Origin of the sequence: Rhodococcus sp. 14C212, from assembly GCF_011058195.1 — a bacterium.
Classification (GTDB): Bacteria; Actinomycetota; Actinomycetes; order Mycobacteriales; family Mycobacteriaceae; genus Rhodococcus; species Rhodococcus aetherivorans.
The window spans coordinates 61,693-85,488 of the sequence record NZ_JAALEH010000019.1 but is presented as its reverse complement, the minus strand read 5'-3'; the positions used below and the strand labels follow the sequence as shown (position 1 = coordinate 85,488).

At 71.7% G+C, this 23,796-nt stretch carries 23 protein-coding genes; 5 read left to right on the top strand and 18 right to left on the bottom strand.

What is annotated here, in order from left to right; genetic code table 11:
* Positions 1–98 precede the first annotated feature (98 nt).
* The 7 genes from glmM to eccCa all read right to left on the bottom strand — a co-directional run bounded on the left by glmM (position 99) and on the right by eccCa (position 8,943).
* Positions 99–1,436 carry a phosphoglucosamine mutase gene (gene glmM / locus G6038_RS11570; RefSeq protein WP_165037768.1) on the bottom strand — a complete coding sequence of 446 codons (1,338 nt, stop codon included), beginning with the start codon at positions 1,434–1,436 and terminating at the stop codon, positions 99–101.
* Positions 1,437–1,610: 174 nt separating this feature from the next.
* Positions 1,611–2,117: a 30S ribosomal protein S9 gene (rpsI, locus tag G6038_RS11565; protein WP_100058575.1), complete on the bottom strand. Its 507-nt coding sequence runs from the start codon at positions 2,115–2,117 to the stop codon at positions 1,611–1,613.
* Entirely contained in the window at positions 2,114–2,557 is a 444-nt protein-coding gene (rplM, locus tag G6038_RS11560; protein WP_165037767.1) for a 50S ribosomal protein L13, read from the bottom strand. Before rplM ends, rpsI begins: the two co-directional genes overlap by 4 nt.
* 224 nt (positions 2,558–2,781) lie before the next feature.
* Positions 2,782–3,081 (bottom strand): WXG100 family type VII secretion target, encoded by a 300-nt coding sequence (locus G6038_RS11555; protein ID WP_206024580.1) that lies wholly within the window; start codon positions 3,079–3,081, stop codon positions 2,782–2,784.
* A 74-nt stretch (positions 3,082–3,155) separates the two neighbouring features.
* On the bottom strand, positions 3,156–3,497 hold the full coding sequence (locus G6038_RS31850) for a WXG100 family type VII secretion target (protein ID WP_346772799.1): 342 nt from the start codon (positions 3,495–3,497) through the stop codon (positions 3,156–3,158).
* A 131-nt stretch (positions 3,498–3,628) separates the two neighbouring features.
* Positions 3,629–4,978, bottom strand: a complete 1,350-nt coding sequence (locus G6038_RS11545) for a type VII secretion-associated protein (RefSeq protein ID WP_346772798.1) — start codon at positions 4,976–4,978, stop codon at positions 3,629–3,631.
* Entirely contained in the window at positions 4,960–8,943 is a 3,984-nt protein-coding gene (gene eccCa / locus G6038_RS11540) for a type VII secretion protein EccCa (protein ID WP_165037766.1), read from the bottom strand. Before eccCa ends, G6038_RS11545 begins: the two co-directional genes overlap by 19 nt.
* Before the next feature lie 221 nt (positions 8,944–9,164).
* Between eccCa and eccD the strand changes: the two genes are divergently transcribed.
* Positions 9,165–10,643, top strand: coding sequence for a type VII secretion integral membrane protein EccD (gene eccD, locus G6038_RS11535; RefSeq protein WP_165037765.1), 1,479 nt, complete (start codon positions 9,165–9,167; stop codon positions 10,641–10,643).
* Position 10,644: 1 nt separating this feature from the next.
* Positions 10,645–12,033 (top strand): type VII secretion-associated serine protease mycosin, encoded by a 1,389-nt coding sequence (mycP, locus tag G6038_RS11530; protein WP_165037764.1) that lies wholly within the window; start codon positions 10,645–10,647, stop codon positions 12,031–12,033.
* On the opposite strand, the gene eccB is transcribed toward mycP, so the two are convergent.
* Positions 12,000–13,454: a type VII secretion protein EccB gene (eccB, locus tag G6038_RS11525; RefSeq protein WP_165037763.1), complete on the bottom strand. Its 1,455-nt coding sequence runs from the start codon at positions 13,452–13,454 to the stop codon at positions 12,000–12,002. The two genes, mycP and eccB, sit on opposite strands and share 34 nt — an antisense overlap.
* A gap of 105 nt (positions 13,455–13,559) precedes the next feature.
* Here eccB and eccE point away from each other — a divergent pair, with 105 nt between their 5' ends.
* Positions 13,560–15,176, top strand: a complete 1,617-nt coding sequence (gene eccE, locus G6038_RS11520; protein WP_346772797.1) for a type VII secretion protein EccE — start codon at positions 13,560–13,562, stop codon at positions 15,174–15,176.
* Positions 15,177–15,186: 10 nt separating this feature from the next.
* Here eccE and G6038_RS11515 read toward each other — a convergent pair whose 3' ends face one another.
* Both G6038_RS11515 and G6038_RS11510 read right to left on the bottom strand, forming a co-directional pair.
* A complete protein-coding gene (locus tag G6038_RS11515; protein WP_165037762.1) occupies positions 15,187–15,753 on the bottom strand; it encodes an NAD(P)H-dependent oxidoreductase in 567 nt (188 codons plus the stop codon).
* An 18-nt stretch (positions 15,754–15,771) separates the two neighbouring features.
* The gene (locus G6038_RS11510) at positions 15,772–16,353 is read right to left on the bottom strand and encodes a TetR/AcrR family transcriptional regulator (RefSeq protein WP_165037761.1); all 582 of its coding nucleotides are present in this window, start codon (positions 16,351–16,353) and stop codon (positions 15,772–15,774) included.
* Positions 16,354–16,410: 57 nt separating this feature from the next.
* On the opposite strand from G6038_RS11510, the gene G6038_RS11505 reads away from it, so the two are divergent.
* Both G6038_RS11505 and G6038_RS11500 read left to right on the top strand, forming a co-directional pair.
* A complete protein-coding gene (locus tag G6038_RS11505) occupies positions 16,411–17,553 on the top strand; it encodes an acyl-CoA dehydrogenase family protein (RefSeq protein ID WP_165037760.1) in 1,143 nt (380 codons plus the stop codon).
* Positions 17,554–17,765: 212 nt separating this feature from the next.
* Positions 17,766–17,933: a hypothetical protein gene (locus G6038_RS11500; protein ID WP_165037739.1), complete on the top strand. Its 168-nt coding sequence runs from the start codon at positions 17,766–17,768 to the stop codon at positions 17,931–17,933.
* A 274-nt stretch (positions 17,934–18,207) separates the two neighbouring features.
* Here the strand turns inward: G6038_RS11500 and G6038_RS11495 are convergent, their stop codons facing one another.
* The 8 genes from G6038_RS11495 to rpmJ form a co-directional block, all read right to left on the bottom strand.
* Positions 18,208–19,206: an alpha/beta hydrolase family protein gene (locus G6038_RS11495; RefSeq protein ID WP_165037759.1), complete on the bottom strand. Its 999-nt coding sequence runs from the start codon at positions 19,204–19,206 to the stop codon at positions 18,208–18,210.
* A gap of 91 nt (positions 19,207–19,297) precedes the next feature.
* Complete coding sequence (truA, locus tag G6038_RS11490) at positions 19,298–20,107, bottom strand: tRNA pseudouridine(38-40) synthase TruA (RefSeq protein ID WP_206024585.1); 810 nt, start codon at positions 20,105–20,107, stop codon at positions 19,298–19,300.
* 110 nt (positions 20,108–20,217) lie between these two features.
* Positions 20,218–20,781 carry a 50S ribosomal protein L17 gene (gene rplQ / locus G6038_RS11485; protein ID WP_165037757.1) on the bottom strand — a complete coding sequence of 188 codons (564 nt, stop codon included), beginning with the start codon at positions 20,779–20,781 and terminating at the stop codon, positions 20,218–20,220.
* A gap of 31 nt (positions 20,782–20,812) precedes the next feature.
* Positions 20,813–21,874, bottom strand: a complete 1,062-nt coding sequence (locus G6038_RS11480) for a DNA-directed RNA polymerase subunit alpha (RefSeq protein ID WP_006947180.1) — start codon at positions 21,872–21,874, stop codon at positions 20,813–20,815.
* A 102-nt stretch (positions 21,875–21,976) separates the two neighbouring features.
* Positions 21,977–22,582 carry a 30S ribosomal protein S4 gene (rpsD, locus tag G6038_RS11475; protein ID WP_006947173.1) on the bottom strand — a complete coding sequence of 202 codons (606 nt, stop codon included), beginning with the start codon at positions 22,580–22,582 and terminating at the stop codon, positions 21,977–21,979.
* 21 nt (positions 22,583–22,603) lie between these two features.
* Complete coding sequence (gene rpsK, locus G6038_RS11470; RefSeq protein ID WP_003938066.1) at positions 22,604–23,017, bottom strand: 30S ribosomal protein S11; 414 nt, start codon at positions 23,015–23,017, stop codon at positions 22,604–22,606.
* On the bottom strand, positions 23,017–23,385 hold the full coding sequence (gene rpsM / locus G6038_RS11465; RefSeq protein ID WP_165037756.1) for a 30S ribosomal protein S13: 369 nt from the start codon (positions 23,383–23,385) through the stop codon (positions 23,017–23,019). The genes rpsK and rpsM overlap by 1 nt, the downstream gene beginning before the upstream one ends.
* 244 nt (positions 23,386–23,629) lie before the next feature.
* On the bottom strand, positions 23,630–23,743 hold the full coding sequence (gene rpmJ / locus G6038_RS11460) for a 50S ribosomal protein L36 (protein WP_003938068.1): 114 nt from the start codon (positions 23,741–23,743) through the stop codon (positions 23,630–23,632).
* Positions 23,744–23,796 lie beyond the last annotated feature (53 nt).

Genomic DNA, 23,796 nt, shown 5'->3' with positions numbered 1-23,796 from the left:
GTCACGCACCACGCCGCCCCCTCCCTCGTCCCCGGTGGGTTCGACGCAGCGGGAGGCGGATCGGTTCCCCGGGGGGCAGAGCCGTCGGATGGAGGACGTCAGACGGAGGCGACCGCTCCCGCAAGACGATCGGCGAGAGCACGGGCCACCGCGTCGTCGGCGGCCTCGACCATCACCCGGACCAGTTGCTCCGTGCCCGAGGGACGCAGCAGCACCCGCCCGGTCTCCCCCAGTTCCCGCTCCACGGCGGCAACGGCGTCCGCGACGACGGGAGCCTTGGCCACCGCGGCCTTGTCCGACACGGGCACGTTCACCAGCACCTGGGGCAGGGTGCGCATGACCGCGGCGAGCTCTGCGAGGGGCGACGCCGTCGCGACCATCCGTTCCATGAGGCGCAGGCCGGTGAGCACCCCGTCGCCCGTTGTTCCCAGGGCCGGCAGCACGATGTGGCCGGACTGTTCGCCGCCGAGGCTGAACGAGCCGCGGCGCAGCTCCTCGAGCACGTAACGGTCGCCGACGCCGGCGGTCACGACCGTGATCCCGGCCTCGCGCATCGCCAGGTGCAGGCCGAGGTTGCTCATCACGGTGGCGACGAGCGTGTCGGCATGCAGCTCGCCGGCCTCGCGCATACCGAGGGCGAGGACAGCCATGATCGCGTCGCCGTCCACCACGGTGCCCGTCGCATCGACCGCGAGGCACCGGTCGGCGTCGCCGTCGTGCGCGAGACCGAGGTCGGCGCCGTGCTCGACGACCGCGGCGCGGAGGCCGTCGAGATGCGTCGAACCGCAGCCGTCGTTGATGTTGAGCCCGTCCGGGTCGGCGTGCAGCGCGACGACCGTGGCCCCGGCTGCGGCGTATGCGGCCGGCCCGACGCGCGACGCGGCGCCGTTGGCGCAGTCCACCACGACCGTCAGTCCCGTCAGCGGCGTGCGCACCGCCGTTGCCAGGTGGGCGAGGTAGCGGTCGGCCGCGTCGGCGGCGGTGCGCACCCGGCCGATGCCCGCACCGGTGGGGCGGGCGACCCCGCCCTCACCGTGCAGCATGGCCTCGATACGGTCCTCGACGGCGTCGTCGAGCTTGTGACCGCCGGCCGCAAAGATCTTGATGCCGTTGTCCGGCATGGGGTTGTGCGACGCGGAGATCATCACGCCGAGGTCGGCATCGTAGGCGCCGGTCAGGAACGCGACAGCCGGGGTGGGCAGCACCCCGACGGACAACACGTCGACGCCGGCCGCGGTCAGGCCCGCGGTCACGGCGGCCTCGAGCATCTCCCCGCTCGCACGGGGGTCGCGGCCCACCACCGCGACGGGGCGCCGGCCACCGGCACCGCCCGCCAGCACGGTCGCGGCCGCCCCGGCGAGCCGTACCGCCAGTTCGACCGTGAGCTCGCCGTTCGCCAAGCCTCGCACACCATCGGTGCCGAACATCCGACCCATCGAGCAAAGTCCTCCACGTCGAGAAATGCGGTCTCCGCCGTCCGCGGCGCCGCCTGCTGTCGCAAAAAGTACGTCAATGCACGAGAGCAGGCGTCCGGTAGCGAATTCTCTACCGGCGCCTGCTCTCGTGGTCGAACAGGTGCCGAGGCTGACGAGGTCAGCGTCGGCGGCACATCAGCGCTTGGAGTACTGAGGTGCCTTACGGGCCTTCTTCAGGCCGTACTTCTTGCGCTCGGTGGCACGCGGGTCACGCGTGAGGAAGCCGGCGCGCTTGAGCGCGGGGCGATCCTCGGCGGTGACCTCGATCAGCGCGCGGGCGATGGCCAGGCGCAGGGCGCCGGCCTGACCCGACGGGCCGCCGCCGTGCAGGCGGGCATGCACGTCGAACTGCTCGGTGCGCTCGACCGTGACCAGCGGCGACTTGACGAGCTGCTGGTGCACCTTGTTCGGGAAGTAGTCCTCGATGGTGCGGCCGTTGAGCACGAAGTTGCCGGTGCCGGGCACGAGGCGGACGCGGACGACGGCCTCCTTGCGGCGGCCGACGGTCTGCACCGGGCGGTCGAACACGATCGGCGCGGGAGCCGGAGCGGCCTCCTCGGCCACGTACTCGTCCGCGGCGACCTCGACGTTCTCGGTGTCGGTGTACTCGTCGCTGTAGTTCTCGTTCACGTTCTCGGTCACTGCGCCACCTGCTTGATTTCGAACGGCACCGGCTGCTGCGCGGTGTGCGGGTGGTTCGGGCCCGCGTAGACCTTCAGCTTCTTCGCGATCGCGCGACCGAGCTTGTTCTTCGGGAGCATGCCAGTGACGGCCTTCTCCACCAGACGGTCCGGGTTCTTCTCCAGAACCTCACCGACGGTGCGGGACCGGAGGCCGCCCGGGTAGCCGGAGTGGTTGTACAGGAGCTTGTCCTGCTTCTTGTTGCCGGAGATGGCAACCTTGTCCGCGTTGATGATGACGACGAAGTCGCCACCGTCCACGTGGGGGGCAAAAGTGGGCTTGTGCTTGCCGCGGAGCAGGTTCGCCGCCTGCACCGCGAGGCGGCCGAGCACCACGTCGGTGGCGTCGATGACGTGCCACTGGTGGGTCACGTCGCCGGCCTTCGGTGTGTACGTAGACACAGATCTTCCTCGTCTATCGTTTTCGCTGCTGGCCCGCGCGCCGCCGATGGTCACTCCCGGCGGCCAGTTGGGACCCGAGAAGCGACGTTCGCCGCGCACCAGGCAACGACGACGTACGACACGCCAACGGGACACGATACCGGGGAGATGTGGGCACGGTCAAAACAGCGCGGCGTCCCGGCGGCCTCTCCACCACCGGGACGTCGCTCGCTACTCGGGTCGTCTCAGGCCTGCCACCTCCGTGCCAGCTCGGATTCGACGCTGCGCATCTCGTCGTTGCCCCGCGCCACGGCGACGGCGATCTGATCGAGCAGCAGATTCAGGTCGGCGGACGCCCGATCCCACTTCTGCTGGGTGACGTGGTACTCGGACCGGGCCTGCCCGTCCCAGGTCTGCACCAGCGGCTCCACCTGTGACCTGATCCGGTCGAGCGTGTCGTTCATGCCGCGCTGCAGTCCGACCACGCGGGTGTGCAGGTCGTCGATGCCACCGAAGTCCTGCCGGATCACATCGGGTCCACTCATTCGATCGTTCTCCTCGAGTCGTGTCGTGTGGCCGGGTCGATGCGCGGTTCCGCACCGGCCCGCCCGCAACGGCGTCAGTAGGTGCCGTGGAGGCTGTCGCCGAGGACGTTCAGCGACTGAGCCTGGGCCTGGACGGTGTCCTCGTACGCCCGGCCGTTGGTACGGATGCCTGCGACGATCGCGGCCAGCGCCTCGTTGAGCTGGAGGGCGCCGCGGTCCCATCGCGACATCACGTCGGTGAACGCCATTCCCGACCGGCCCTGCCATACGTCCGGCGACGACGACACGGTGGTGCGCAGCGCACCGAGCAGTTGCTCGAGTTCTCCGTGGGAGTCCTCGATCTGCCGCGCCGCCGTCTCCATGGTCGCGACGTCGGTCGCCACCCGATTCGAACTGCCCTGTCCTGGTTGCGTCACGCCTGTCTCCTCCGTCGTCCCGCGTTCCGTATCCCTCCGGCCCACCGTGGCCGGAGCCGGTTCGCGCCTACATCCGATTGGACGCAGTGCCCGTCCGTCGGGTTCCCCTCCTCCGCGAACCGGGCGATCCGCTACTCCACCGTCACGGTATGGACGGCCTGCTCGCATTCGTTCTTGATTCCCGCCCATTCGTCGACGAGGAATTGGCATCCGACCGCGACCTGAACGCCGGACTCCACCACGACGAACCAACGCACGAGCGAGAATTCGTCCGGCGCCTCCACGTAGGCGATCACCGGGCGGTCCGCGAAGGTGGTATCGGGGTCGAGGTCGCGGATCACCGGGGACCGTTCGTCCACGCGCCGGGCCAGCACCTCCCCCACGCCGGCCAAGTCGAGATCCTCACGAAGGCGACTGTGCACCAGCACTATTCGTCGATCCCTCCCGCCGCCGGGAACAAGTTCCACGCGCCCGGCATCGGTGTGCGCAGGGTCGCGGACCCTCCAGTCCCCCGGCAGTTCCAGCCGGACGGGCCCGAGTTCGTGACGAACCGAAGGGGGGCGCGGGGTGGGCTGTCTCGTGGCCGAGGACTCCCCGGCCGAGTCGCCGGCGACGGGATCCTCCACGCCCCCCACGTGCAGCTCCGCGGCATGTCCTGCAGTCCACACCCAGCCGGCCGCGACGGCCGTCGCGGCCGCGACAGCCACGACGGCCGCTACGCCCCAACGGATCCGGCGCACGGGCCGGGTCGGCCGGGAGGCCGGCATCGTGTGCAGCCACTGCGGGAGCGGCTCCGCGTCCCCCGGCGGGACGGCTCGCGGGTCCGGCACCGCGGCCAGCACCTCGGACGCGGCGACCGGAATCACCCGGATACCGCGGCCGAGCCGCTCGGCGATACGCTCGCACAGCGGCATCCCGGGCGGCTCGCCCGGTATCCCCGTCACGAGGACGACATCCGGATCGACGGAACCGCACACGTTTCGCATCAGCCTGTCCAGCCGCTCGGCTCCGGCCGGCGAGTCGAGCAGTCCCTCGTCGAGGTCGGGATCCCGCGCGATGCGGTCGACGTCGCCGCCGTCGGGGGCGCTCAGCACCGCCATCGTCACGCCGGCGCCGTCGACCTCCGCGACCGCACATCGCTCGCCGTCGCCCACAGGCGCGGCGCGGCGCGCGGCCACCGCAGCGGTCAGGAGGACGGCGTTTCGCGCGACCTGCCGGGCGGCCGTGTGCAACTCCTCCCGCCGACGTTCGCCCCACTCGGTGGGATGCACCACCACCACCGTGTCGAGGCCGGGCGGCGCGCCTGCCGTCGCCGCGACGTACCCGAGGAGGGCCGCCAGCGGCGCATCGTCGTCCGTGGGGGCACGGCCGGGAGCCGATGCGGGAATCGTCACGGTCCGATCGGACCGCCGCGCGTACACCCGCCCCGGGACGACCTGCAGGTGCAGCGTGTGGACGTCGTTCATTGCGGCGGCAGCCACGCCGTCTGCACCAGCGCTTCCCCGTCGCGCTGCACGAGGATGCCCCGTCCGGGCGGCATCGGACGCGGACGCGCGGTGCCCACGAGCGCTCCCTCCTCTCGGTTGCCGCTCATCACGAGGCCGGCCGCCGACAATTCCCGCAGCCGCGCGATGACCGGCTCGAAGAGCGCCCGCCCGGCCCCACCGGAGCGGCGCGCCAGGACGAGATGCAGCCCGACGTCCTTGGCCTGGGGCAGGTACTCCAGCAGGGGCGTCAGCGGTGACTGGCTCGCGGCGGAGACGAGGTCGTAGTCGTCGACGACGACGAACACCTCGGGTCCCGACCACCAGGAGCGCTCACGCAGTTGCTGCTGGGTGACCTCGGGACCCGGCATCCGCCGCTCGAACACGGCCGCGAGGTCACGGGCCATCGCCGACAACGTCACCGCGGACGGCGCGTATCCGCCGAGATGCTCACCCTCGACGACGCCGAGCAGGGTGCGCCGATAGTCCCCGACGATGATGCGGGCCCGTGCGCCGGTATGGGACTCCATGAGGCTGCGGCAGATACCGCGCAGCACGGTCGTCTTGCCGCAGCCCGAGTCGCCGAAGACGAGCAGGTGAGGCTGCTCGGAGAAGTCGATCCCCACGGGGGCCAGTTCGGCTTCGTCGATGCCGACGGGCACGAACAACCGCCGCTCCCCGGGCGCGCCGCCGGCAGCCGATCGGTCCGCGAGCGCCGCGAGCACGTCGGCCCGATCGACGCGATCGGGAAGCATGCGCACGGGCGGGGCGGGGCGGCCCGGTGCGGCCGCGGCGACGGCGGCCACGGCGTCGGCCAGTCCCGCCGCGAGGTCGACGACCTCCGAGCTGCCGTCCACACGCGGCAGCGCCGACAGCACGTGTAGCCCGTGGCGGTCGATGCCCCGGCCCGGGCGGCCCTCGGGCACCGCCGCCGCCTTCTTGCGGCCGTACTCGGAATCGGCGGGGTCGCCGAGGCGCAACTCGAGGCGGGTCCCGAGATGGTCCCGCATCGCCGGCCGCACGTCGCCCCACCGCGGCGCGGTGAGCACCACGTGGAGACCGAAGGACAGCCCCTGCGCGGCCAGCACGCCGACCTGCGGCTCCAGCGCCTCGAAATCCTGCCGGATGCTGGGCCAGCCGTCGATCACGAGGAACACGTCGCCGAAGGCATCCACGTCCGCGGCCGGACCGGCGCCGTCCCGGCGGCGGCGCAGTTCGGCCATCGACTCCAGGCCCAGCTCGCCGAAACGACCCTCCCGGCGCCGCAGTAGGGCGGTCAGTTCGGCGATCGTCCGGCGCACCCGGTCGGCGTCGAGCCGGTTGGCGACCGACCCGACGTGCGGAAGGCCCGCGAGCCCGGCGAGGGATCCCCCGCCGAAGTCCAGGCAGTAGAACTGGACCTGCTCGGGGGTGTGCGTCATCGCCATCGACAGGACGAGGCTGCGGAGCATCGTCGACTTGCCGGAACGCGGCCCTCCGACGACGACCACGTTGCCCGCCGAGCCGGCTAGGTCCACGAGCAGCGGATCCCGCCGTTGCTCGAACGGGCGGTCCACGATGCCGATCGGCGTGCGCAGGGTGCTCCGCGACAGCACGTCGCCGGTCAGCAGAGACCGCGGGACCAGTCGGTCCAGGCTCGGCGCCGCATCGAGGGGCGGCAGCCAGACCTCGTGCGCGGGGGTGCCGTGGCCCCGCACCCGGTCGATCAGGACATCGAGCACGGAGCGGCTGTCCTCCGTCGGGACCGGATCCTCGCCGGGCTCGGCCGGCCCGGGAACCGGTTCGAGGGGCGCGAGGGGCACCTCGGCCGTGGTGAACAGCCGCGGTCGGGAGGTCGACGTGCCCGGCCCGATCACCGACCGGCCCGAGCGGCGGGGCTCGTAGGGACCCGACACGTATGCGGCCGCGAACCGCACGATCTCCGCCGAGTCGCACTTGAGGTATCCGGCGCCCGGCGACGGCGGCAGATGATAGGCGTCGGGGACGCCGAGAACACTTCGGGACTCGTTGGCCGAGAAGGTCTTCAAGCCGATCCGGTAGGAGAGATGGCTGTCGAGTCCACGCAGCCGGCCCTCGTCGATCCGCTGGCTGGCCAGCAGCAGATGCATGTGCAGGGATCGCCCCAGCCGCCCGATCGCGGCGAACAGCTCCGCGAATTCCGGTTGCTGCGTCAGCAACTCGGAGAACTCGTCCACGACGACGAACAGTGCCGGCAACGGTGCCAGCGCGGCACCGCCGGCCCGGGCGCGCTCGTAGTCGCCCACATTCGCGAAGTTCCCTGCCGCGCGCAGCAGTTCCTGCCTGCGGTTCATCTCGCCCTCGAGAGCGTCCTTCATCCGGTCGACCATCGCCAGTTCGTCGGCGAGGTTCGTGATCACCGCCGCGACGTGCGCGGCCGATTCGAGCCCGAGGAAGGTTGCGCCGCCCTTGAAGTCCACGAGGACGAGATTCAGTGCATCGGGAGGATGTGTCGCGATCAGACCGAGCACCAGGGTCCGCAGCAGTTCGGACTTCCCGGACCCGGTGGCGCCGATGCACAGTCCGTGCGGACCCATCCCGCCCTCGGCAGCCTCCTTCAGATCCAGTTCGACCGGGGCACCGTCGGTTCCGATTCCGATCGGCACGCGCAGCCGGTCGCGTCCCCGCCGCGGCGACCACGCCCGCCCCGGCTCGAACTGTGCGACGTCACCGAGGCCGAGCAGGTCCTCCCACGGCGCCGAACGATTCTCCCCGTTGCCGGACTCGGCGACCCGCTGGGCGGCGCGGTACGGTGCCAGGCGCCGCGCCGCCGTCTGCGCCTGCGCGACGCTCGTTCGGTCCGGGACCGCGAAGGTCTCCACGCGTTCGCCGGCGCGCGCACCCAATCGGCCGTCACCGACGACGAGTTCGAGCCCGCGGGTGGCCGACAGTCGGGGCATCGACGCGGACAGGTCCAGGATCGTGACGGAGTCGAACCCGTCGTCGAGGATCCCCGACCCGGAGCCCGGGACGCCACCGTCGATCACGATCACGAGTTGGGGCACACCGTCGATCGGTGGGGTGTTGCGGACGAACCGGCCGCGGCCCGTCAGACGGTCGGCGAACGCGGTCTCGAGATCCCGGACCGAGCCGAACACGGTGCGGGCGCTGCCCGCACCGTCGGCGATCTCGTGGTTCTGGGCGTGCGGCAGCCACTTGACCCACTCCCACTCCGGGGCGGTGTCCGGACCGCACACCACGGCGATCCGCAGCACGTCCGTGCTGTGGAAGGTGCACAGTTGCAGCAGCATGGCCCGCACCAGATCCCGGGCCGCGGGGCGGTCGCCGCCGAACGACACCGCCGCGAACCCCCGCAAGGACACCGCGGTCGGCAGGGCCGGTACGACCGAGTGCGCGCGCACGAACCGGCGCAGCGACACGGCCGCCACCGGTTCGAGGTCCTCGACGGGACCCGTGTCGGGGGCGATCAGCCGGGTGGCGAGGCGCTGGCCGCTGAGCCCGACCCGGACGTGGCAGAAGTCGGCGTCGGCTCCGTCGCGTTCCCACATGCGCACCGTTCCCGCGAGCGTCCACAGCACGGCCGGGTCGGGGTGCGTCCACTCCAGGGCACTCCGCTGCCGGTCTGCGGTGTCGTGGACCTCCCGCCGGAGCTGATCGAGATACCGCAGGTAGTCCTTGCGGTCCTCGTCGGCCTCGGCCACTTTCGCCCCGCCTCCGCGGCCGCCCCCGGCGAGCATGCCCACCATCGAGACGACCATCATGAGCGGGAAGACGAGCGACATCGGGCTTCGCGCCATCCCCGAACCGAACATCAGCGCCACCATGCCGATCATCGCGGCGACCATCACGACGGGCAGCAGCTTCGCCAGGAGATTTCCCGGCGTCGAACGCGGAATCTCGGGTGGGGCCTGCATTCTCACCTCGCCCGCCGGCACGCGTGGCACCTCGCGCCGCGGCCTGCGCACGAACCGCACCGTGCTCACACCCCACCCCCGACCCGCTCACCGTGCCGGCCGTCCTCGCGACGGCCGTCCCCCCACGGTCGACGAAGGGTAACGCACACCTGCGACATCGGCACGCAGGCGGGTTCGAAGACGGCCTGCGCGAAGCGATGTCGTATCGTCTCCGCGAGGTCCGGGCGAATCCGGGTGGGCGATCCCGGCTCGGACCGCAGCACGGTCGGGGGACGACGGGGGGATGGACGATGACGGCTGCGCACACCGAACCGGGGCGGATCGGCGCGCCCGAACTCTGCCGCGTGACCGTACTGGCCCGGCACACACAGGTCGACCTCGCGTTACCCGCGGACGTCCCTGTCGCGCTGCTCGTGCCGGGGGTGGTCGATCTCATCACCGCCCACCGGTCCCACAACGACTTCGACACCTCCTCCGAGCGGGTCGAGCCCGAGACGTGGGCGCTGGCCCGTCTCGGATCGTCGCGCCTCGCCGCTGCACTGAGCCTGCACGAGCACGGCGTCCGGGACGGGGACCTGCTGGTGCTCGAGCACGCGTCGGCACCGGCGCCGCCCCCGCTGTTCGACGACGTGACCCACAGCGTCGCGACGGCGGACGAGGCCGGCGCGGGCCGCTGGTCGCCGCGTGCGGCGGCCACGGTCGCGGCGGGCGTCGCCCTGTCCGCGACGGTCGTCGGGGCGGGGGCCCTGCTCCGCCTTTCCTCCCCGGACGGCCGGCTGGCCGCCGGCGCCGGCTGCGCCGCGCTCGCCGCCCTGCTCCTGCTCGCCGGGATCCTGCTCGGGCGGACCCGCCACGACCACCGCACCGCGACGATCCTGTGCGCCTGCGCGGTCCCGGCCGCCTTCGCCACCGGAGTTCTCGTGGTGCCGGGCTCTTTCGGGCCGGCACACCCGATGCTCGGGGCGGTCCTGTCGGGAGCGGTGGCGACCCTGGTCCTGCTGCTGACCGCCGTCGGAAGGGTGCCCTTCACCGCGGTCGCCGCCGTCGCCGCGACCGCCGCGGCCGCATTTCTCGTCGCCGCCGCGACAGGGATTTCCGGGTCCGCGGTCGGCGCCGGGGTCGTCGTCACGGCGCTGTTGACGGTGACGTTCGCACCCCGCCTCGCCATGAAGTTCGCCGACCTGCCGTTGCCGCCGGTGCCCGGTCCCGGGACCGGGGCCCCCGCGCCGCAGACCGAGGGCGGCCGGGACGAACCGGACTCCCCGGACGGCGGGGACCGGTCACTGCCCGATCCGAGCGAGCTGGCGGCCGCCGCCGCGCGGACTCGTGACCACCTCACCGGACTGATCGGTGCGGGAGCCGTTCTCGCCGTCGCGGGCGCGTGGTGTGCGGCGGCGCCGCTGTCCGGCGACGGTCTCCGCCGGCCCGGAACCGCCCTGGCCGTCGCCGCTGCGGCGGTGATCATGCTGCGCGGCCGCACCTACACCGATGCGCGCCAGGCGACGCTGCTGGTGGCAGGCGGCGCAACCGTGCCGGTGGGCCTGCTCGTCGCGGCCGCGGTCGGCGGGTCCGCGCCGCCCGTCGTCGTGTTCGCCCTCGCCCTTGCCGTCGCGACCGCAGCGCTGGTGTTCGGCGTGGTCGCGCCGCGGCGAGTGTTCACGCCGGTGCAGCGCCGCGCCGCCGAAGTGGTCGAGTACGCGGTGATCGCGACGATCGTGCCGTTGGCCTGCTGGGTCACCGGGCTCTACGCCGCCGTCCGCGGGTTCTGACGTGGCCCGCGGCGCGCACCTCCTCGTCGTCGCCCTGGTGCTGACGGCCTCGTCCTCCGGAACGGCCCCGTTCGCCGCAGCGGAACCTCCGCCCGTCGATGCCGGGCGCCTGCCCCCACCCGGGGAACCCGGGCCCGTCGACGACACCGGGCAGCGTTCGCCGTGTACCACGGTCGACGTCGCCGGCGACAGCGCCTCGATCCCGGAACCGCAGCGCGTGCTGAACTTTCCGGCCGTGTGGCCGCTGACTCGCGGAGCAGGACAGCTCGTGGCGGTGATCGACACCGGGGTGGGCCGGAATGCGCGGCTGCCCGGGTTGGTACCGGGCGGCGACTATGTCTCCGCGGGCGACGGGACGCAGGACTGCGACGCCCACGGAACCCTGGTGGCGGGGCTCGTCGCGGCGCAGCCCGTCCCCGGGTCGGGGTTCGCCGGTGGCGCCCCGGATGCGCGGATCCTCACCGTGCGCCAGTCCAGCCGCCACTTCTCGGCGCGACGGCCGGATCCCGCCGACCACGATGTGCGCACGTCGCCCGGCTACGGCAACGTGCGCACGATGGCGATGGCGGTGCGCCGCGCCGCGGACCTCGGCGCCACCGTCATCAACATCTCCGAGGTCGCCTGCGCGCCGGCCGAGGAGGGCATCGACGACCCCGAACTCGGGGCGGCGGTGCGGTACGCGACCGAGGTGAAGGACGCCGTCGTCGTGGCCGCGGCCGGAAACGTGGAGGACCGCTGCCGGGCGTCGAACCCGCAGGGGCTCGATCCTCTCCGGCCGGGCGAGGATCCGTGGCGCGCGATCACGACCGTGGCCTCGCCGGCCTGGTACGACGACTACGTACTCACGGTCGGCTCGGTCGAGCCGGACGGATCACCGTCGAGCTACAGCCTGCCGGGTCCGTGGGTGGACGTCGCCGCGCCCGGCAGCGGGGTGGTTTCCCTGCATCCCTCCGCGGATGCCCTCGTCGACGCCTACCGGGGAGCCGAGGGCCCGGTGCCGGTGTCGGGCACGAGCTTCGCCGCGCCGCTCGTGGCCGCGACCGTCGCGCTGGTGCGGGCGCGGTTTCCGCACCTCGATGCCCGCGCCGTGGCGATGCGGATCGAGGCCACGGCGCATGCCCCGGCGGAGGGCTGGAATCCGCGGGTGGGCCACGGCGTGATCGACCCGTTCGCTGCGGTGACCGCCCCGCCGACGGAGCAGCGTCCGCAGGCGCCGGCCTCGGTGGCCGTCGCGGCGCCGATACCGCGGACTCCACCGGATCACCGGCCCAGGGAAGTCGCGGTCGTCGTGGCTGCGGTGGTGCTCGCGGTCCTGGGAGTGGCGGCGGCGGCGACCACGCCGCTCCGGCGCCGCCGTCAGCGGCCGGCGCCGACCGGCGCCGGGTCGTGATCCGGCGCGACACCGTCGTGGGCGACGAGCGCCTCCGCCCGCCCGAGCGCAGGACCCGGCGCGAACAGTCCGACGATCTGCCACGGCGCAGGGATCGGTTCGGATAGTCCCAGGGCGGTCGCGGCCTCTGCATCGACGATCCCGTAGCGCACGCCGGTGTCGGCCACGTAGAAGAGGGCGCCGCGCCGCGCGCTGTCCGGCGCGACGGAGGTGGTCTGCACGAACGCCCCCCGCCCGGGCGCGAGGTAGGCGCTGTCGGCCTCGGGCCCGGCACCGTCCGCCTGGGCCAGGGACACCGGCACCGCGCCGTCGGGCAGCGGCAGCGCGGAACCCGCCGACACCTCGACGACGGACCGCGACTGTTCGGCCGCACCGACCCCCGGCGTCCACGTCAGGCAGGCGACGGGACGGTCGCGGGCATCGACGACGGTGGGCACGGTGGCAGGAAAGGTGTCCACCGCGAGACCCCGCACGGTCGGAGCGTCGCGCAGCAGGTCCGGCGCGACGGCCGGGATCTCCGCGGCGCCCTGCGAGTCGGTGAAGTGGACGATCTGCGCCGTCGCCTCGGACACCTCCTGCACGCCGTCGCGCAGCACGACGTAGAACCTCTTCCCGTCGGGCACCGCGACGCGGACCACCGAACCGACGGTCAGCGATCCGATCGGATAGCCGGGTTCGCCGCCCGCACCGGGGATCCGCGGGGCCTCGAGCCGCGGCACCTCCGGGATCGCGGCGAGCAGGCCCGGTCCGACGGGACGTGCCATGCCGGCGTCGATGCCGAGGACGCGGGTGAGCGCCTGGTCCGCCAGATCCACCTCGGCACGGGAGCCGCGGTAGACCAGATGGTGCCTGCCGTCGGCCGCCATGAGCAGGGCCTCGTCGTCGGCGAGCGGCCGCGCGCGCTCGCCGTAGGCCGGATCTCCCGCGGCGACAGCCGTTGTGACGGCACGACTTCCGTCGGTAGGTACGGTGTCGCACACCGTCCACGGCAGCGGGGCCGACGCGTGTGCCAGCGGGGACGGCGCACCGGGGATCCCGACGAGGGAACCTCGTGGCCGGGTTTCGAATTCGACGTCGGCGACGACGGCGGGCACCTCGGGCCGCCCGAGCACCAACCGGGCAGAGGCCAGGTTGAGTACCGGATGGAAGACGCCGTCGATCGCGACCAGCATCGCGCCGGAATCGCGTCCCACCACGATCGCCGCGTCACCGATCCTGTCCTGCGGGCGGAGCAGGGCGAGCGCGGCACAACCGGCGAGGCCGACACAGGCGAGGACGGCACCCACCGCCAGGGCACGCGACTGCGACCGCATCGGGTCGTGGATCATCCGCACGTCGCGCCGCACCAGTGCATGTTCCATGCGGCGCACCAGAAACCGGTAGCCGTTGACCTGCCAGCGCGTGGTCGGCTGCGCTCCCATCGATCCTCCCCCGTACGACGCCCCCTCCGCCGCAACACAGTACAGTTCCGTCCGGGAACGTCGGGGGGACCGGGCCGTCGCTCGGGTGGGAACGGGGGAATCGTCGTGCAGGATGGGATCTTCCGGCGGCCGCGGCGCCGCTCCGTGGTGACGGTGGTGCGGGCGCAGTGCGCGGCGGTGATCGGCTCGACGACGGCGGCGGCGACGGGCGCTCCGCTTCCCGCCGCAGTGACCGTGGCGGTGCTGGCCGCGGTGGCGGTGGCGGTACCCGTCCACGGACGCGACGCCGTCGAATGGGGACGGCTGTGGTGGCGGTTCCGGCACCGTCCGATCCGGTCCGGCCCGGTAATGGTCGACGTCGCGGCGGGCGACGATCGACCGGTCGGGGTGTGCTGGGACGGCACCGCCGTCGTGGCGGTGGTCGAGCTGGTACCGACGGCCGGCGAGCTCACCCGGCTGACACGAGATCGGTCCGAACCGGTCGGCCGACTTCCGCTGGCCGCCATCGCCGCGTGCCTCGCCACGCACGACGTCGAGCTCGACGGGATCGACGTCATCGTGCACGGCAGCCGGGTGTGCGGCGAGACCGCCGCCGGTGCGGCGTACGAGCGCCTGGTCGGGCCGCTGCCCGCGGCCGCGACCCGCGTCGTGTGGCTCGCGTTGCGGTTCGACTCCGTCGCCTGCCCGGCCGCGGTGGCCCGCCGTGGCGGCGGCCCCGAGGGCGCGGCGCGCGCGGTGACCGTCGCGGCGCGGCGCGTCGTGCGCGCGTTGGCCGAACAGCACCACACCGCGAGGATCCTCGACGCGGGCGAGATCGCCGGAGCGGTGGAGTCCGTCGCCGGGTGCGCGGATCCGGCGTTGCTCGAGGAGGATCGTGGTGCAGTACGGCTTCCCGGCGGCTACAGTCGCGCCGCGGTGGTGGAGCCGGGACACCTCGATCGGGCGATCATGACCCGGGTCTGGTCGGAGCCACTGTCGTCGGCGACCATCGCGGTACGGCTGCGCCCCGGCGCCGAGCCGGGAGCCGTGCGGGTGGGAGCGTCGGTGCGTGGCACGAGCCGCACACCCGAGCCGAGGATCCGGATGCCGGGCACCCGACGACTGTGGAGCCGCGAAGCGGACGGGCTGCTGGCGTCGATCCCGACGGCCGCGGTCGGGCTCGAGGATCTGATCCCGCTGCGCACCATGCGCCTCGCCGACGTCGACGCCCTGGCGCTGCCGGCGACGGGATGCGGGCAGTTGGTCGGCGCGGACGAGTCCGGTGCGGCCGTGTCCGTCCGCTTGACCGGCCGGGGGGTGCGCACCGTGTATGTCGCCGGAGAGCTGTATCTGGCGCAGCAGGTGGTGTTCCGGGCGGTGGCGACGGGGGCCCGGGTGGTGATCCGCACCGATCGCGCCCTGGCCTGGCGTCCCCTGCTGGCCGCGGCGGGGCCGGACCGGTTGCGGCTGACCGGCGACGATCGGGGCTCCGACACGATCGTGTACGACGGCGTGCGGCCTGCGACGGTCCCGGCCGGGACGACCGCGATCCACGTGCACGCACACCCGGATCGGTGGCCGCGCGAGCGTCCGGACGTGTCGATCCTGCAGCCCGGAGCGGCCGGCGATCGGGTGGTGCTGGCGGCGGGTGGCCGACGGCTGTCGCTGTCGTTGGTGAGCATCGACGCCGAGGCCGCGTACATCGGCCGTCCACGTGCCGCGGAGCCGGCGCCCGCACGCTGAGCCGGGCCCGTCAGCCGGGGTAGGGCTGGGCGGCCCGCCCGGCGCGCACGGTCCGTGCCCACCAGGCGAGCTGGTTCAACATGCGCTGCGCGGCGTCGATCGCGGCGCCGTCGGTGGTGGTGCCGTCGGCAGCGAAGGCGTGCTTGACGCGGTGGAAGCTGACCGATTCACGCACCGGGACCATGTGCACCTCGACGACGACCTGCCGGAGTTGTTCGACGGCGCGCAACCCGCCGGAGAGCCCGCCGTACGAGACAAATCCGACCGGCTTGGTGCGCCATTCGCGTTTGACGGTGTCGATGGCGGTCTTGAGGGCGGCCGGGTAACCGTGGTTGTACTCGGAGGTGACGACGGCGAACGCGTCGGCAGCCTCGATCCGCCGGGTGAACGCCTCGGCCTCGGGGCCGCCGGAGAGATCCTGCGGCAGCGGGGTGTCGGCGAGGTCGAGCACGCCGACGTCGAACTCGGGGCGTTGCCGTGTGGTGGCGGCGAACCAGTCGGCGACGACGGGCGCGATCCGCCCGGCCCGCACGCTGGCGACGACGATCTCGAGTCGAATCGGGGCTTCGGCGTCCATGGGCCGATGGTAGGCGGCTCAGGCGGTGAGGCCGTGGGTCAGCAGGGCGGCGAGTTCGCGGTAGGCCTGGGCGTCCGGCAGTCCGGTGGCCTCGGCGACGTGGCGCTGCTGGATGCGGACCATGACGGCGGCGACGACGTCGGCGACGAACGCGGCGTGCACGTCGCGCAGTTCGCCGGCGGCGACGCCGGCGGCGATGAGGTCGCGGACGCGTTCGGCGGCGAGCCGGGTGTTGCGCTCGTAGACCTCACGGGCGGCGGGGGCGGCGGCCATGTCCTCCATGAACTGCGCGGAGGCGGGTTCGAGTTGCCGGCCGACGGCCTCGAGGTAGCCGCGGATGCGGTCGACGGCGCCGCTGCGGCCGTCGAGCTCGGATTCGACGCGCTCGGTCGCGCCGCGGAAGAAGTGCACGGTGGCGGCCCGGACGAGGCGGTCCTTGCTCTCGGCGAGGGCGTAGAGGGTCGACTTCGAGCAGTGCAGGCGGGCGGCGATGTCGTCGAGCGTGAAGCGGGCGAAGCCCTCGGCGAGAAACAGCGCGACGAGCTGGTCGAACAGTTGCGCCTGCCGCGCCGTGCCGCGCCGGGTTCCCGCTCTTGTCATACTGCAGATAGTACTGCAGTATCGTTCTCAGTACCATTTTCCGAGCGAGGAGTCACCGTGCCCGTCGAGCGCCTGCTGCCCACCCCCGAGGCCTACGACCTCATCGAACTGACCCGCGACGTCGCGGACAAGGTTCTCGCGCCGCGGGTCGTCGAACACGAGCGCAACGAGACGTTCCCAGAGGGCGTGTTCCCCGCCCTCGGCGCGGCGGGACTGCTGAGCCTGCCGTACCCGGAGGAGTTCGGTGGCGGGAATCAGCCGTACGAGGTGTACCTGCAGGTGCTCGAGGAACTCGGCGCCCGCTGGGCGGCGGTTGCCGTCGCCGTGAGCGTGCACGGACTGTCGTGCTTCGCGCTGGCCACCCACGGCACCGACGAGCAGAAGAACAAGTGGCTGCCGGACATGCTCGGCGGCGACACGATCGGCGCCTACAGCCTCTCCGAGCCGCAGGCCGGGTCCGATGCCGCGGCTCTGGCCTGCCGTGCGACGGCCGTGGACGGCGGTTACCGGATCTCCGGATCGAAGGCGTGGATCACCAACGGCGGCAAGGCCGACTTCTACACGCTGTTCGCCCGGACCTCCGACGCCGGATCGAAGGGCATCTCCTGCTTCCTCGTGCCGGCCGGAACCGAGGGTCTGAGCTTCGGCAAGCCCGAGGAGAAGATGGGCCTGCACGCCATCCCGACCACCACCGCCCACTACGACGACGCGTTCGTGCCCGGCGAGCGCCGCATCGGCGCCGAGGGCCAGGGCCTGCCGATCGCGTTCAGCGCGCTCGACTCGGGCCGGCTCGGCATCGCGGCCGTCGCGGTGGGTCTCGCGCAGGCCGCGCTCGACGAGGCCACCGCATACGCCAAGGAGCGAAAGGCGTTCGGCAAGAAGATCATCGACCACCAGGGACTCGGGTTCGTCCTCGCCGACATGGCCGCCGCGGTGGATTCGGCCCGCGCCACGTACATCGACGCCGCGCGCCGCAAGGATGCCGGCCTGTCCTACTCGCGGCAGGCGTCGGTCGCCAAGCTCGTCGCCACCGATGCGGCCATGAAGGTGACCACCGACGCGGTGCAGGTGCTCGGCGGCTACGGCTACACCCGCGACTTCCCCGTCGAGCGTTTCATGCGGGACGCGAAGATCACCCAGATCTTCGAGGGCACGAACCAGATCCAGCGACTGGTCATCGCGCGCCACCTGGCCGGCTGACGGTACGAATTCCCGGCCGCGCCGGGGTACGAATTCCCGGCCGCGCCGGGGTGAACTCCCGGCCGTGCCGGGCGCGAGCCCACCGCGGCGTCGGGGCGCGCGGCCGTCCTCCCCGGCGGCACGCGCGCCCCGACACCGCCCGGATAACTCACGCCGTGGAATCTGAAACATCCTCCTGTCAGATTTCGCGAACCACCTGCTACCGTGCGCCGGTGGACAGACATCGTCGGCGGGGCCGCAGAGCCACGGACCGGGTGGAGAGGGCGGCCGACGCCGCGGAGACGGTGGCGACACTCGCCGAACTCGGCGTCCTGTTCCTGCGAATCCTGTCGCTGCCGTTCCGCGCGGTGGCGGCGCTGCTCCGGATGATCGCGGACTGACCTCCGAGCCCTCGCCGTTCCCATCGGTATCCTGTGTCACATTTTCTGGGCAAAGCGGACATCTTGTATTTGGATCCTGGTTGGACGTACGTCCAGGATTTGTACATCGACATCGGAGGTAATCCCCATGCTGCTCGGCTCGCTCGGCTCCCTGGTCGACCACGTGCTCTCCTTCCTCAGCTGGCTGATCTGAGAGACGCCTCGACGCGTAGCGAAAGGGGCGAGGTCATCCGACCTCGCCCCTTGCTGTTTCCGTCGCTCGTGCCGGGCCGCGCTACGCGCCGATCGCCTCCGCGAGGATCGGCCAGGATTCGTGCAGCGCGTCCTGCCAGTAACCCCACGAGTGCGTGCCCTGCGCGCCCGTACTGAAAGTCGCCTCGATCCCGAGTTCGTCGAAGGTGCGCCGCAGGCCCTCGGTGCACTGGGCCGTGGCCGCCTCGATGGATCCGAGGACGGCCAGGTCGACCGGATCGACCTGCCCGCCCAACGCCGCCTCGTGCGGGCCGGGCAAACCGCCGCCGGAGGAGATGTACAGCGTCGTGCCGCGCAGCTTCTCCGCGTTCAGGGCCGCATCGTTGGCGATCCACCCCGGTCCGCCGATCGGCCCCCACATGTTCTCGACGTCGCCGCCGCCGAGGGTGACGACGGCCTCCACGTAGCTGCGCCCCGGGTCGCTGCTCGTCTGTGCACACCCGCTGTAGGACGCCACCGCCTCGTACAGCCCCGGCGACTGCTGGGCGAGGGACAGCACCGAGCTGCCCGACATCGACATCCCCGCAACGGCGTTGCGGCCGTCGGCGCCCAGCACCGCATCGACGACCGGCGGCAACTCCGACGTCAGGAACGTCGCCCACCGGTGCCGGCCGAGCTTCGGGTCGTCGCGGATCCAGTCCGTGTAGTAGGCGAAGGCGCCGCCCACGGGAGTGACGACGTTGACGTTCCTGCCGTCGAAGAACTCGCGGACGTCCGTCTGGTCCCGCCAGTTGGCGGCGTCCTCACCCCCACCGGCGCCGTTGAGCAGGTAGAACGTCGGCCGCGCCGCGGAGGTGTCCGCGGGCCGGATCACCTCGACCGGGATCACCCGGTCCATGGACGGCGAGTACACATGCAACACCCAGTCGCGGGCGGTCCGCTCCTCCACGTGATCGACGTAGGCACCGGCCGGGTCCGCAGCCGGCTGGGCGACCGCCGGCGCCGTCAGCAGCGACGCCGCGGCGAGCAGTGCCACCGCCACCGTCGCGCCCCGTCGCCGGATCGCGGGCATGTCGAGCAATGGGTGCCTCCCTCTCACACGCCGATCCCCCGGCCGGGCCGGCCGGGGGACGTGCTCGTCGGAACATATCACCGGCCCGCCCGGCCGCGGGTCAGCAGCAGCCGGGGCTGATGGGCCCGCGCATCTCGCGGGTGGCCGCATTACGCGCCGCGAGTTCGTCGTCGGCGGGATAGTCGACGCCGACGAGACTGAGCCCGTGCGCCGGGGCCACGGCCACCGTCGCGGCACGCTCCCGTTCGCCGAGCAGCGCGGTCATCCATTCGACACTGCGCCGCCCCTCCCCCACGGCCAGCGCCGCGCCGACGAGGCTGCGCACCATCGACCAGCAGAACGCGTCCGCACTCACGTGCGCGGTGAGGATGTCACCGGTGCGCGTCCAGTCGAAGCGTTGCAGTTCGCGCACCGTCGTCGCGCCGTCGCGCCGCTTGCAGAACGCCGCGAAGTCGTGCAGGCCCAGCAGCGACCGCGACGCGGCGCGCATGGCGTCGATGTCCACCGGCTTGGGCCAGGCGACGGTGTCGCGGGCCCGCAGCGGCTCGGCGCCGTAGACGGCGGTGGTGAGCCGGTACTCGTAGTGCCGGCGGATCGCCGAGAAGCGGGCGTCGAAGTGCGGCGGGGCGACGGCGATGCCGGTGACGCGGACGTCGCGGGGCAGGAACCGGGCGAGACGGCGCACCAGGCGGACGAGGTCGTCCGGAACCGCGGTGGTGGGGACGTCGACGTGCGCGACCTGACCGGAGGCGTGCACCCCGGCGTCGGTGCGGCCGGCGACGGTGAGCTGCACCGGCGTGCGCACGATCGCACCGAGCTTCTCCTCGATCTCCCCGCACACCGTCCGTCGTCCGGGCTGACGCGCCCAGCCGGAGAAGTCGGTGCCGTCGTAGGCGATGTCGAGCCGCAGCCGGGTGGTGTCCACTGCGGCGGCCGAAGGGTTCTCGAAAGCAACGGGCCCGCCGCCCCCGTGGGGGGCGACGGGCTCGTTCGCTTCAGCGGATGCCGAAACCAAGTGGACTAGTCCTTCTTGGCCTCGTCGGCGTCCTTGGCGTCGGCCGCGGTGGCGTTCTCGTCCTCGATCGCGTCGACGACGGCGTCCGCGTTCTCGACCTGCGCGTCGGTGGCGTCGGCCTCGACCACATTCTCCTCGGCCGGAGCCTCGGTGGCCGGCGCGCTCTGCGAGGCGGCGACGCGCCGGGCGCGGTCGGCCTCGGACGTGACCGTCTTCTCCTTGACGAGCTCGATGATCGCCATGGGAGCGTTGTCACCCTTGCGCGGCATCGTCTTGACGATGCGGGTGTAGCCGCCGTTGCGGTCCTCGTAGAACGGGCCGATCTCCGCGAACAGCGTGTGGACGACGTCCTTGTTGCGGATGACCTTCAGCACCTCACGACGGTTGGCCAGCGTGCCGGCCTTCGCATGCGTGACGAGCTTCTCGGCGTAGGGCCGCAGGGCCTTGGCCTTGGCCTCGGTGGTGGTGATGCGGCCGTGCTCGAAGAGCGCGGTGGCCAGGTTGGCCAGCAGCGCCTTCTGGTGCGAGGCCGACCCGCCGAAGCGGGCACCCTTCTTGGGCTTGGGCATGATGAATCTCCTAGTAACGGACCGTGAGCTGCTACAGCTGCTCGGTCTCGGCGTAGTCCTCGTTCCCCTCGGCGTCGCCGAAGGAACCGGCGTCCGTGTCGCTCCAGGTACCGGTCGCGGCGTCGTAGCCGGCGACGGTGCTCGGGTCGAAGGACGCGGGGCTGTCCTTGAGGGAGAGGCCGAGCGAGTGCAGCTTGACCTTCACCTCGTCGATGGACTTCTGACCGAAGTTGCGGATGTCGAGCAGATCGGACTCCGTGCGTGCCACGAGCTCACCGACGGTGTGCACACCCTCGCGCTTGAGGCAGTTGTAGGACCGGACCGTGAGGTCGAGGTCCTCGATGGGGAGTCCGAAGGAGGCGATGTGGTCGGCCTCGGCGGGCGAGGGACCGATCTCGATGCCTTCTGCTTCGACGTTCAGCTCACGAGCCAGACCGAAGAGCTCCACCAGGGTCTTGCCCGCCGAGGCGAGCGCGTCCCGCGCGGTGATCGAGTTCTTGGTCTCCACGTCGAGAATCAACCGATCGAAGTCGGTGCGCTGCTCGACGCGGGTCGCCTCCACCTTGTAGGTCACCTTGAGCACCGGCGAATAGATCGAGTCGACCGGGATACGGCCGATCTCGGCGCCGGACGCCTTGTTCTGAACGGCGGGGACGTAGCCGCGGCCGCGCTCGACGACGAGCTCGATCTCCAGCTTGCCCTTGTCGTTCAGGGTGGCGATGTGCAGGTCCGGGTTGTGGACGGTGACACCGGCCGGGGGCACGATGTCGCCCGCGGTCACGGTGCCGGGGCCCTGCTTGCGGACGTACATGGTGACCGGCTCGTCCTCTTCCGAGCTGACCACGAGGCCCTTGAGGTTCAGGATGATGTCGGTGACATCCTCCTTGACCCCGGGGACCGTGGTGAACTCGTGGAGCACGCCGTCGATGCGAATGCTGGTGACGGCCGCGCCCGGAATCGAGGACAGCAGGGTGCGACGAAGTGAGTTGCCGAGGGTGTATCCGAAGCCGGGCTCGAGGGGTTCGATGACGAACTTCGAGCGGTCGTCGGCGATGACCTCTTCGCTGAGGGTGGGTCGCTGCGAGATGAGCATGGAGTGCCTCCTTGTGGGCGTCCGCCATATGACGCCCTGGTCGGGGTGTGGTGTCCCCCCGGACCTCGGGAGGACCGGAAGGACACCACGGCGCGTAGCGCCTTACTTCGAGTAGTACTCGACGATCAGCTGTTCCTGCAGCGGGATGTCGATCTGCGCGCGCTCGGGGAGCTGGTGGACCAGCACCCGCAGACGCGGGCCGACGACCTGCAGCCAACCCGGGATCGGGCGGTCACCCTGGGTCTCACGGGCCACCTGGAAGGGCAGCGTGCCCAGCGACTTCTCGCGGACGTCGATGATGTCGTACTGCGAGACGCGGTAGCTCGGGATGTCGACCTTCTTGCCGTTCACCAGGAAGTGGCCGTGGCTCACCAGCTGGCGGGCCTGACGGCGGGTCCGGGCGAGACCGGCGCGGTAGACGACGTTGTCCAGACGCGACTCGAGGATGACCAGCAGGACCTCACCGGTCTTGCCGGGCCGGCCGGCGGCCTCCTCGTAGTAACGACGGAACTGCTTCTCCATCACGCCGTAGGAGAAGCGGGCCTTCTGCTTCTCCTGCAGCTGGAGCAGGTATTCGCTCTCCTTGATCCGCGCGCGGCCGTGCTGGCCGGGCGGGTAGGGGCGACGCTCGAACGCCTGGTCGCCTCCGACGAGGTCGACACGCAGACGACGCGACTTACGGGTAACGGGACCGGTATAGCGAGCCATGATTCAAACCTTCCTTTCCCGTTAGACGCGACGCCGCTTGGGCGGACGGCAGCCGTTGTGCGGCTGGGGGGTGACGTCGGAGATGGTGCCGACCTCGAGGCCCGCGGCCTGGAGGGAGCGGATCGCCGTCTCGCGGCCCGAGCCCGGGCCCTTCACGAAGACGTCGACCTTCTTGACACCGTGCTCCTGCGCCTTGCGGGCAGCGTTCTCGGCGGCGAGCTGCGCGGCGAACGGGGTCGACTTGCGCGAACCCTTGAAGCCGACGTGGCCGGAGGACGCCCAGGAGATGACGTTGCCGTTCGGGTCCGTGATGGACACGATCGTGTTGTTGAAGGTGCTCTTGATGTGAGCGGCACCGTGCGGGACGTTCTTCTTGTCCCTGCGGCGCGCCTTCTGGGTCTTCTTCGGACCGGTGCTGCGTGACTTGGGAGGCATTACTTCTTCTTTCCTGCGACGGTGCGCTTCGGACCCTTGCGGGTGCGGGCGTTGGTCTTGGTGCGCTGTCCACGCACGGGCAGACCACGACGGTGTCGCAGGCCCTGGTAGCAGCCGATCTCGATCTTGCGACGGATGTCCGCCTGGACCTCGCGGCGGAGGTCACCCTCGACCTTGTAGGTCTCCTCGATGAACTCGCGCAGCTTGGCGAGATCCTCGTCGGAGAGGTCCTTGCTGCGCAGATCCGGGCTCACGCCGGTCGCGTCGAGGATCTCCTTCGAGCGGGTACGGCCGATGCCGTAGATGTAGGTCAGTGCGATCTCCATCCGCTTTTCGCGGGGAAGATCGACACCTGCGAGACGTGCCATGTGGCATTCCTATTCGGTGTGCGGAGGTCTGCTCCCAGCCCGTCCCCTGCGTCGTGAAACTGTGTGGTCCCGCGGCCCGGCCGAAGCCGGAACGCCGGTAGTCCGAAACACAGTGGGGCCCCGGCCTCCGAACCGGGGGTGTATCGCGCGGCTCCCCGACGAATCGGGAATCGTGACCGAACGACTGGTGCTGGAAGGTCTTCTGTAGCTTGTTGCCAAGCCGATCTTTCGAAGAGCGGGTGGTCTAGCCCTGGCGCTGCTTGTGGCGCAGGTTCTCGCAGATCACCATGACCCGTCCGTTACGGCGGATCACCTTGCACTTCTCGCAGATCTTCTTGACGCTCGGCTGAACCTTCACGGTGCGTCTGATCTCCTGTGTGTACGCCTGCGGCAGAGCACGAGGCATGCCGC

What these genes read in the sequence shown, in the direction of transcription:
- eccD (WP_165037765.1), top strand. Translation starts at nt 9,165, where the DNA reads ATGACGGCTGCGCACACCGAACCGGGGCGGATCGGCGCGCCCGAACTC.
- rpsM (WP_165037756.1), bottom strand. Translation starts at nt 23,385, where the DNA reads ATGGCACGTCTCGCAGGTGTCGATCTTCCCCGCGAAAAGCGGATGGAG.
- G6038_RS11555 (WP_206024580.1), bottom strand. Translation starts at nt 3,081, where the DNA reads ATGAGTGGACCCGATGTGATCCGGCAGGACTTCGGTGGCATCGACGAC.
- G6038_RS11510 (WP_165037761.1), bottom strand. Translation starts at nt 16,353, where the DNA reads ATGACAAGAGCGGGAACCCGGCGCGGCACGGCGCGGCAGGCGCAACTG.
- rplQ (WP_165037757.1), bottom strand. Translation starts at nt 20,781, where the DNA reads ATGCCCAAGCCCAAGAAGGGTGCCCGCTTCGGCGGGTCGGCCTCGCAC.
- eccB (WP_165037763.1), bottom strand. Translation starts at nt 13,454, where the DNA reads ATGGGAGCGCAGCCGACCACGCGCTGGCAGGTCAACGGCTACCGGTTT.
- G6038_RS11515 (WP_165037762.1), bottom strand. Translation starts at nt 15,753, where the DNA reads ATGGACGCCGAAGCCCCGATTCGACTCGAGATCGTCGTCGCCAGCGTG.
- rpsD (WP_006947173.1), bottom strand. Translation starts at nt 22,582, where the DNA reads ATGGCTCGCTATACCGGTCCCGTTACCCGTAAGTCGCGTCGTCTGCGT.
- glmM (WP_165037768.1), bottom strand. Translation starts at nt 1,436, where the DNA reads ATGGGTCGGATGTTCGGCACCGATGGTGTGCGAGGCTTGGCGAACGGC.
- G6038_RS11480 (WP_006947180.1), bottom strand. Translation starts at nt 21,874, where the DNA reads ATGCTCATCTCGCAGCGACCCACCCTCAGCGAAGAGGTCATCGCCGAC.
- rpsK (WP_003938066.1), bottom strand. Translation starts at nt 23,017, where the DNA reads ATGCCTCCCAAGTCACGCAGCACCGGTCCGAAGAAGACCCAGAAGGCG.